The organism is Rhodoblastus sp. 17X3 (assembly GCF_030056575.1).
Lineage (GTDB): Bacteria > Pseudomonadota > Alphaproteobacteria > Rhizobiales > Beijerinckiaceae > Rhodoblastus.
Map to the genome: position 1 here is coordinate 1 of NZ_JASHHX010000047.1, position 1,858 is coordinate 1,858.

Annotated in this window: 2 protein-coding genes; both read left to right on the top strand. The window is 62.3% G+C overall.

All coding sequences use genetic code 11. The features are described 5' to 3' along the window. Positions 1-22 precede the first annotated feature (22 nt). Entirely contained in the window at positions 23-1,408 is a 1,386-nt protein-coding gene (locus tag QM467_RS19675) for an MFS transporter (RefSeq protein ID WP_283368034.1), read from the top strand. Between the two features lie 69 nt (positions 1,409-1,477). After that, a partial coding sequence (locus tag QM467_RS19680) for a DUF1302 family protein (protein ID WP_283368035.1) occupies positions 1,478-1,858 on the top strand: 381 nt, incomplete at its 3' end.

Sequence of the window (1,858 nt, forward strand, 5' to 3'; positions counted from 1 at the left end):
AAAAACGTTCGGGAGGAACGCCATGCATATTCAACCCGCAGACTCCGGTCGCGCGGATCCGGACAGCTATTTGTTCGGACCGCGCCAGGCCTGGTTCGCCTATGCGATGACCATCGGCCTCATGATTTTCGATTATGTCGATCGGCAAGTGATCGTTACGATGTTTCCGCACATCAAGGCGGAATGGGGACTGACCGACACCCAGCTTGGCGGGCTCGTTTCGATCGTCTCGGTGACCGTTGCGATCTTCGGAATTCCGGCGGCGCTGGTCGCCGACCGTTTCAGCAGGGTCAAGTCGGTCGTCGGCATGGCCTTGGTCTGGAGCCTGGCGAGCATTTCCTGCATGTTCGCCGGAAACTTCGGTCAGCTGTTCGCTGCGCGGGCTATGGTTGGGTTTGGCGAAGCCGGCTACGGCTCGGTCGGCGCCGCGATGATTGCAGGTCATTTCCCGCGTCGCTTGCATGCCTCGTTGCTGGGCGGCTTCTTCGCGTCGGCCTCGGTGGGGTCGGTCCTTGGCGTCGTTCTCGGCGGCTTTATCGCCGCCCGCTGGGGCTGGAAGGCGGCGTTCGGGGTCGTCGGCATTCCGGGCCTCGCGCTTGCGCTTCTGTACCTGTTCGTCAAGGATTACCGGACGGTCGACCTCGTTGCCCATGAAGGATCGGCGCGCCGCGACGCCATTGCGACCGCCAGGCAGATCGCAATCTCCATTTTCCGGCCGAAGACCATGTTGTGGGTCTGCCTCGGCGGCGCCGCGCAGCTCATCGTCGTCTCGACGCTCTGGGCCTGGCTTCCCAGCTACCTGAACAGGACTTACGGCATGCCGGCCGACCAGGCGGGCGCGAAGGCGGCCCTCGTCGTCCTCGCCGGCGCGTTTGGCAGCGTGATCTGGGGCAACGTCGCCGACCGCGCCGGCCGGAGAGCCTTGACCAGCAAGCTTTATGTAATTGCGGCGCTCAGCCTCGTGTCGATGGCTACGCTTGTGATCGCCTTTGCCGCCCCTCGTTTGGGCATTGTCTCGACCGCAAACGCGCAGCTCGTTCTGGTCGTACTGGGCGCTTTTCTTGCCGCCTGCACGGTTGGCCCGGTCTCCGCCGTCGTCCTCAATGTGATGCACCCCTCAGTGCGCGCAACCGGAGCCTCCGTTCTGTCGCTGTTCCAGAACTTGCTCGGCCTCGCCGCCGGTCCGCTGATCGCCGGCGCTGCGTCCGACCATTGGGGGCTGGAGGCGACGATGGTTTGCATGCCGATGTTCTCCATCGTCGCTGCGGTCATGTTCATGCTGGCCGTCAAGACCTACGAAGACGACGTGAGACATGTTCGCGAGCAGATCGCCGCGCAGGATAAGGCGCGGAACGTCGCGAAGTCTTTGGGCGGGGAAAATTTCGCCAAAGCCGTCGTAAGCCATTGAATATTAAGCTGGATCGGTCAGAATGATCCGCGCTGCCGGAAATAATAAAAAATCGTTCAGGGTGGTAAAATGAAAAACAACACGGTTCCAAATGCTTGGGTCGCGGCGAATCTGCGCGCCGGTCTGCTATCGAGCGCCGCTTGCTCGGTGCTCCTGCTGATGATGCAGCAATCGCGCGCCGAGGAGTTCAAAGTCGGCGAATTCGACGTCAATTTTTCGGGGGCGGCAACCGCGGGCTCCGAATTCAGGACGGCGCCGCGCGATCCGGTGCTGATCTTTGCGCCAAACGGCAAGAAGATGGGCGTTCCCGCGACGGCGACGAGCGGCTCGAACCAGGACGACGGCAACCTGAACTATGGGCAGGGGCAGGCCGTTTCGAGCGTCGCCAAGGCCTATGCCACGATCGACGCGCATAACCAGAACTTCGGCGTCTTCGTGACCGCCAAGGTA

What these genes read in the sequence shown, in the direction of transcription:
- QM467_RS19675 (WP_283368034.1), top strand. Translation starts at nt 23, where the DNA reads ATGCATATTCAACCCGCAGACTCCGGTCGCGCGGATCCGGACAGCTAT.